This is a genomic window from Vulcanococcus sp. DEBay_Sum22DG08_74, from assembly GCF_017852955.1.
Classification (GTDB): Bacteria; Cyanobacteriota; Cyanobacteriia; order PCC-6307; family Cyanobiaceae; genus Vulcanococcus.
The window spans coordinates 21660-28809 of sequence record NZ_JAFMKL010000012.1 but is presented as its reverse complement, the minus strand read 5'-3'; the positions used below and the strand labels follow the sequence as shown (position 1 = coordinate 28809).

The window sequence follows — 7150 nt, the reverse complement described above, 5'->3', positions numbered from 1 at the left end:
TGCCAGCGGTTGGAGGACATCAGGCGCTGAAACTCTTGCGGGCGGGGATTGGATAGGGAATGCGGCGATGGCGCATCCGCCGCCACACCCGAACGAAGGCGCGGACCAACAGCTCCAACTCTGCAGGGGTCAGGCCGCTGTCTGTGAGTTGGCCATCGCGCCAGCGGGCCTCGACGATGCTGCGCACCACATCGCGGGCCTGGGTTTCGCTGGTGTCGGGGGGGAGCGAGCGCAGGGCCGCCTCGCAGCCATCGGCCAGCATCAACACCGCCGTCTCCCGGCTCCTGGGTGTTGGACCGCGGTAGCGGTAATCCTCCTCGCGGATCTGGGGATCACGCCGGCGGGCTTCATGGAGGAAGTAGCCCATCTTCAACGTCCCCTGGTGTTCAGGGATGAAGTCCGCCAGGGGTTTGGGCAGCCGGTAGCGCTTTGCCAACTTGAGGCCCTCATCCACGTGGGCCTGGAGGATCCCCGCACTCAGTTGGGGGTCATCGAGTTGGTCATGGGGGTTGTCACCCCCCTCTTGGTTTTCGATGAACCACTGGGGGCCATGGAGTTTGCCCACGTCGTGATACAGCGCCCCCGTGCGGGTCAAGTCGATGTCGGCGCCGATGGAGCGGGCCCCCTCTTCGGCTAGGCCGCAGATCATCAAAGTGTGCTCGAAGGTGCCCGGGGCTTCGCAGGAGAGACGCCGCAGCAGTGGCCGCTCCAGATCCGCCAATTCCATCAAGCGACTGCGGGTCAGGAGGTCAAAAAAGCTCTCGACCATCGGGCCGATCAGCAGGACCCCCAGCAGCAGCCCGCCCAGCACCAGCGCTTCTCCGGTGAGGTCCGATCCGATCGGGAGGCCCCCCTCCCGAACACCGCGGAAGAGCTCCAGCTGCAGCAGCAACCATTCAGCAAGCAGCGCACCCAGTGGCACCAGCAGGGCCAGCTGCAGCAGCTGGGCGCGGTTGCGTTGGCGATCCGCCAGAACGGCGGTGATGGCGGCCACGGCCGCCGCGATCAAAATCCGCTGGTCAAAAAAGGGAGAGAGGGGAAGCGGCCAGAGCAGGCTGGCCATCGCCAGCCAGGCCAGTCCGGCGGTGGTTCCCAGTCCCTGGGCGAGCAGGAGCGTCGGCGGAACGAGCAGTGCCAGGGGGCTGGCGGCCGCACCGAGCCAGAGCTTCAGGCCTTGGACGAGCGCCAGCAGGCCCAGGGCGAGGAGCGCCTGACGGGGCTCCAGGCTGACCCGGCGGTTGCGGATCAGCAGCACCATCACGCTGGAGGCGGCCAGGGCTTCCGCGAAGTGCTGCAACCAGGCGCCAATCAGGGGGCGCCGGTTGACCAGGCCGAAGTAGTCGAGGACCGCATAGGCCTGCTGACTGATCGGCTCTCCCTGCCGGGCGATCAGTTCACCCTTCCTGACTTGAATGGTGGGGATCCCCTGCTGGGTGAGCAGGTCCTCCAACATCCGCTGGCTGAGGGCCGCGTCGATGCGGAGGTTGGTGCGCCCCTGTAGGGAATTCGCGATCAGGCGCGCGCCGAGGCCCAGCTCCGGCTCCTGCATTCCCTCCAATTGATGGCGGGCCGCTTTCACCAGCTGTTGCCGGGCGACATTGCCCACCACCCCTTGGCGCAACATCCGCGATTGGGCCTGGCGCAGTTCCTGCTCCCAGCGCAGGAGCTGCCGGCGACTGGAGCGCCTCAGCCAAGCCCGCTCCTGTGGGTTGATGTCGATTGGAGCGACCTGCTCTTGATCGCTCGCGGCGAGACGGTTGACGGCTTCGAGTTGGCGCTCCAGCCGCGCCTCGAGGTCCTGGCTTTGGCGCTCATCCACCACCTGGACATAGGTCCGCAGGCCCAGTTGGGAGCGGCGCTGCTCCAGGGCATCGGAGTCCACCACCGTGGCGGCCTTCGGCGCTTTCGCGGTGAAGGGTGCAGGGATGCCCGGCCGCAGGCTCGGCTCCACCAACCAGGGCCAGCTGGAGACCAGGGCCACCACCAGGGCCATCAGGACGACGCCTGCGCTCGCGCCGCGCTTCCAGGGCGTCAGCACCTGACGCGGCATCTCCAGCCGCAACAACTGCCTCCAGAGACGCTGGAGCCTTCGCCAGAGCTGGGGCACGGTGCTCAGGCGAGTCACGGCGAGGGCATGACAGGTCCCCACGCTAGCCCTGCCGTTGCATGCTGAGAGGAGATTGCCTGCCCCTCGCCATGGCTCAGCGTCTCGACGGCCGTCAATTGGCAGCTGCGTTGGAAGAGCGCCTCGAGCGCGTCGTGGCCGAACGTCTCGCCCAGGCCGGCCGGCCCCCGGGCCTGGCGGTGCTGCGGGTGGGGGATGACCCGGCCAGCGGTGTGTATGTCGCCAATAAAGAGAAGGCCTGCAGTCGTATTGGCATCACCAACCTGGGCGCCCATTTGCCCGCCGAGACCCCGGCGGCGGAGGTCTTGAGCACGATCCAACGCCTCAATGCCGACCCTGCGGTCGATGGAATCCTGCTGCAGCTGCCGCTGCCGGAGGGACTGGACGAAGGTCCCCTCCTGGCGGCGATCGATCCCGAAAAAGATGCCGATGGATTGCACACCCTCAACCTCGGCCGCCTGCTGAAGGGGGAGCCCGGCCCCCGCAGCTGCACCCCCGCCGGCGTTATGGCCTTACTTGCGGCGGGTGGCGTTGAGCTCTCGGGCAAGCGGGCCGTGGTGGTCGGCCGCAGCATCCTGGTGGGGCAGCCCATGGCCCTGATGCTGCAGGCGGCCAACGCCACGGTGAGCATTGGCCATTCCCGCACCAAGGACCTGGCGGAACTCACCCGTCAGGCCGATGTGCTGGTGGTGGCCGCTGGACGTCCCCGGATGATTGGCGCCGAGCACGTCAAGCCAGGCGCTGTGGTCGTTGATGTGGGGATTCACCGCCTGCCCAGCGAGCCGGGAGCGAAGGCCAAGTTGTGTGGTGATGTGCGTTTTGACGAGGTCGAGCCGATCGCCAGCGCCATCACCCCCGTCCCGGGCGGCGTCGGTCCGATGACCGTGACCCTCCTGCTGGTCAACACCGTTGCCAGTTGGTGTCAACGCTGCGGTTTGGATCAGCCCTTGGCGGATTTGCTCCCATAGCGGGGCGCGGCCTGAGAGAATCCGCCCGAGCGATGGCCCTGGGCCCAGATCTCCCATGAGCGCGGCGGTGACGACGACTGACAGCACCTCCAGGGGGGAGCCGGGCCACTTTGATTTCGCTGCCTACCTGGAGTCATCCCGGCAGCAGGTGGAGCAGGCCCTTGATGGCTCCCTGGGGCCGGAGCGCCCCGAGAGCCTGCGGGAGGCCATGCGCTACTCACTCCTGGCGGGGGGCAAGCGCCTGCGGCCCATCCTTTGCTTGGCGGCCTGCGAGTTGGCCGGCGGTGATGCGGCCTTGGCGATGCCGACGGCTGTGGCTCTGGAAATGATCCACACCATGTCGCTGATCCATGACGACCTGCCGGCCATGGACAACGACGACCTGCGCCGGGGGATGCCGACGAACCACAAGGTCTACGGCGAAGCCAACGCGATCCTTGCTGGGGATGCCCTGCTGACCCGCGCCTTTGAGATGGTGGCGCTGCGCAGCCCTGGGGTCCCTGCCGAGCAGTTGATCAAGGTGGTGGGCGAGCTGTCTTTGGCCTCCGGTGCCCCCGGCCTGGTGGGCGGTCAGGTGGTGGACCTGGAGTGCGAAGGCAAGGACGTTGACCTCGAGACCCTCGAGTACATCCATCTCCACAAAACCGGAGCGCTGCTGCGCTCCTGCGTGCTGACCGGTGCCCTGATTGCCGGCGCCTCCGAGGCCCTGCTGGCGGCCCTGACGACCTATGCCCGCGGGATCGGTCTGGCCTTCCAGATCATTGACGACATCCTCGATGTCACCGCCAGCAGCGAAGTGCTGGGCAAGACCGCCGGCAAGGACCTGACGGCCGATAAGACCACCTATCCCAAGCTCCTTGGTCTTGAGGAGTCCCGCCAGCGGGCTGATGCCCTGGTGGCGGAAGCCAAGCAAGCGCTGGAGCCGTTTAACAGCAATGGCTCGGCGGCTCCGCTGCTGGCCCTGGCGGACTACATCACCAGCCGCGATCGATGAACGCTCTTTTGGACAACGGGGCCCTGTGGTGGGGGCTCGCCGCCTGTGGCACGGCCCAGTTCTCCAAGCTGGTGATTGAGCTGGTGGTGCACCGCCGCTGGAACCCAAAGGTGCTCGTCGAGACCGGTGGCATGCCCTCGAGCCATTCGGCCTTGCTGACCGGGACCGCCGCCGCTCTGGGCTGGCAGCAGGGGTTTGATTCCGGCCTGTTTGCCCTGGCGGCGACCATGTGCTTCGTGGTCCTCTATGACGCCTCCCACGTCCGCTATTCCGCCGGGCTCACGGCAGCCCGCGTGAATGCCCTGAGTGATGGGGGGGAGGAGCAGGCGCCGCTCAAGGAGAAGCTCGGCCACACCCCCTTGGAGGTGCTGGTCGGCAGCCTGATGGGCCCCCTGGTTTCCCTACCGGGGCTGGTGCTGGTGGGCTCTCCCTTGACCCTGGCCCAGCACTGGGGCTGGATGGCGATTGGCTGAGGGGGGGCTGACCAGCGGCCAAACGGCGGCGACCGAGGCGTTTGAGCAGTGGCTCAAGGCCCCCTACGACGGCACTCCGTTTGTCCTCAGTGGTTTTGCTGGCACCGGGAAGACCTTCCTCTCCTGCCACCTGCTGGCCCTGGTGGAGCAGAGGGATTGGTGTTGGACCGTGGTGGCCCCCACCCACAAGGCGGTGGGCGTTCTGCGGCAGCAGCTGTCCTGGGCTGGTCTTCAGCCCACCTGGTACCCGAGCACCATCCACCGTTTGCTGCGGCTGAAGCTCAAGCGCCAGGGGGATCTGGAACGGTGCGAAGAAACCGAGCAGACCGCTGGCTCCCTCGAGAACCTCTCCTTGGTGCTGATCGACGAGGCCTCGATGGTCGACAGCGCCCTCCTGGAGATTGCCCTGCGCTGCGCCCACCCTTTCAAGACCCGCTTGGTCTTTGTCGGCGATCCGGCCCAGTTGCCGCCCGTGGGGGAGCCGCAGAGCCCGGTGTTCTCGATGGGCCGCTCCGTCAACGCCAGCTTGAGCGAGGTGGTGCGCCATCAAGGTCCGGTGTTGCAGCTCGCCACCGGTCTGCGCAGTGGTGATCTTCCCTGCCGTCAGCCCCCGGCCTTGGGGCTGGTTCGTGACCCCCAGGGGCAGGTGGCGGTCTTGCCCCGCTCCCAGTGGCTGGAGGCGGCCCAGGCGGCCCTGAAGCGCGGGGCGGAGCTCGACAACCCCGATCACGCCAGGATTCTTTGCTACACGAACCGGGCCCTGGAGCAGTTGGTTCCGCTGGCCCGCCGCGCCATCCATGGCGAGATGGCCGACCAGCTCCCCGTCCTGCCGGGGGAGGTCTTGATGACCCGCTCGGCGGTGATGGCCCCGGCGTGCCGGGCCGGGGAGGAGGCCGCGGAGGAGCCCGACATGCTGCTCGGCTCCAACCGTGAATTGGTGGTCCGCGATGTCACCCCCGAGCGCTGTGACCTGGCGGACTTTGGGGTGGGCAGCGGCGACGGCCTGACGCCGGCCGTGATCGACACCCTCAATGCCGAGGTGGAGGCTGGCGAGACCCGGCTCACCCTGCGTCTCCTCCCGCCGGTGGGCAGTGCCGGACGCCAAGCCCTCGATGGCGTCATGCGCTCCCTGCGCCTCCAGGCCCGGGAAGCTGGCAAGCAGCAGGGCCGCAGTCTCTGGCGACGTTATTTCCTAGTGCGCGATGCCTTCGCCTCCCTGGGTCCCGCTGCGGTGCTGACGGTGCACCGCAGCCAGGGCAGCACCTTTGGCGAGGTCTTCATCGCCGGTGACGTCTTCTGGCCCAGTGATGACACCCTGCGGCGCCAGTTGGTCTATGTGGCGGTCAGCCGGGCCTCGCAGGCGGTTTGGCTCAGTGCCGATCAGCGTCTGGCCAGTGCCGGGGCCACCCAGGAGCGTGATCGCTGGAGCCGCTGGCTCAAGGGTGCTAGCTGAGCTGCAAGCCTTCGATGCCCTGCCAGCCGAGGTAGCCCGCCAAGACCAAGCTCAGTCCCCCTACCAGCAGATCCCCCTTGTTGAACAGCAGGGTTTTACCGCGTTCGAGCAGGGGCAACACCTGGTCGCGGCCGATGAGCACCGCGAGGAAGGGCAGCAGGAGCGCCGTGCTGCAGGCCAGGGCGAAGCCGCCGGTATAGAGCGTCTCTTGCAGTTGGCTCAGCCCAGAGGACAGCAGGGCTGAGGCGGCTTTGGCGAAGAGGAAGAGATCGTCGGGGCTGATGACCTCCAGGGCTGAACTCACCCCCAGCAGCAACGGCAGGGGCATGGCGCAGAAGCGATCGAGCTGACGGGTCCAGCCGGGGGCCTCGGCACCGTCTTCTTTGCGATCCAGTAATTCTTTGAGCCCCAGGGCCAGCAAGGCACCGGCCGCGAGCAAATCCAAGCCTGTGCGGTGGCTGGTGCCTTTCTCCATCGTGAGCAGGAGGCCATGGCCCACGGTCAGCAGCAGCACCACCATGGCGGTGACGGTCAGCATCCAGCCGAGCACGAGCAGCCCGCCGCGCCGCAGCGGGTTTGGCCCGAGCAGGAGCAGCAGCAGCAGGCCGATATGCAGCGGGCTCAGGGCGATTCCACTGCCGTAGGCCAGCAACTCGGCCCAGAGGGTGCCATTGGTCATCTAACGGCGAATTTCGAACCAGTCTTCCTTGAGGGGCGGGAGCTGGCTTTGGTTCACGCTCAGCACCTCCGCCTCCCTGGGACCCCGTTCACACCAGAGGCGCAATTGGGTCAGATGATGGGGCTGGCCCTCGGCCTGCACTTCCACGGAGCCGTCCGGGCAATTCCTCACCCAGCCGCTGAGGTCGAGGTCTTTGGCCATGCGGCTGCAACTTTCACGGAAGCCGACGCCTTGCACATGGCCTCGGATCTGCAGCTGCCAGCGCTCAATCCGAAGCGCGCTTTGGCTGTTGTGGCGCTGCTCCTGGCGCACCCATTGCCGCACTTTGGCGCTGCGGTTTCCTCGGGTGAGGGGCCGCGTATCGGCAATCAGCCAGCCCGGTGTCCCTGACTGGCGTTGTGGGCTGTCATCCCGCGTCATCCACCCCCCTCTGCGAAGGCCTGGTGTCTTCACGGTGG

7 protein-coding genes are annotated in these 7150 nt (G+C 67.3%); 4 read left to right on the top strand and 3 right to left on the bottom strand.

Annotation, left to right across the window (positions count from 1 at the left end):
• Positions 1-19: 19 nt before the first annotated feature.
• On the bottom strand, positions 20-2050 hold the full coding sequence (locus QZ184_RS03080) for an HDIG domain-containing metalloprotein (RefSeq protein WP_296418104.1): 2031 nt from the start codon (positions 2048-2050) through the stop codon (positions 20-22).
• 146 nt (positions 2051-2196) lie between these two features.
• On the opposite strand from QZ184_RS03080, the gene folD reads away from it, so the two are divergent.
• Genes folD through QZ184_RS03060 form a run of 4 tightly spaced genes read left to right on the top strand, consistent with a single transcriptional unit; the run spans position 2197 to position 6013 of the window.
• Positions 2197-3093: a bifunctional methylenetetrahydrofolate dehydrogenase/methenyltetrahydrofolate cyclohydrolase FolD gene (folD, locus tag QZ184_RS03075; protein WP_296418100.1), complete on the top strand. Its 897-nt coding sequence runs from the start codon at positions 2197-2199 to the stop codon at positions 3091-3093.
• 55 nt (positions 3094-3148) lie between these two features.
• Positions 3149-4087: a geranylgeranyl diphosphate synthase CrtE gene (gene crtE, locus QZ184_RS03070; RefSeq protein WP_296418098.1), complete on the top strand. Its 939-nt coding sequence runs from the start codon at positions 3149-3151 to the stop codon at positions 4085-4087.
• A complete protein-coding gene (locus QZ184_RS03065; protein WP_296416024.1) occupies positions 4084-4560 on the top strand; it encodes a divergent PAP2 family protein in 477 nt (158 codons plus the stop codon). The genes crtE and QZ184_RS03065 overlap by 4 nt, the downstream gene beginning before the upstream one ends.
• Entirely contained in the window at positions 4553-6013 is a 1461-nt protein-coding gene (locus QZ184_RS03060; RefSeq protein ID WP_296418096.1) for an AAA family ATPase, read from the top strand. The genes QZ184_RS03065 and QZ184_RS03060 overlap by 8 nt, the downstream gene beginning before the upstream one ends.
• On the opposite strand, the gene QZ184_RS03055 is transcribed toward QZ184_RS03060, so the two are convergent.
• Both QZ184_RS03055 and QZ184_RS03050 read right to left on the bottom strand, forming a co-directional pair.
• Positions 6006-6692, bottom strand: coding sequence for a GAP family protein (locus QZ184_RS03055; protein WP_010317893.1), 687 nt, complete (start codon positions 6690-6692; stop codon positions 6006-6008). The two genes, QZ184_RS03060 and QZ184_RS03055, sit on opposite strands and share 8 nt — an antisense overlap.
• Positions 6693-7112: an acylphosphatase gene (locus QZ184_RS03050; RefSeq protein ID WP_296421681.1), complete on the bottom strand. Its 420-nt coding sequence runs from the start codon at positions 7110-7112 to the stop codon at positions 6693-6695.
• Between the last annotated feature and the right edge of the window lie 38 nt (positions 7113-7150).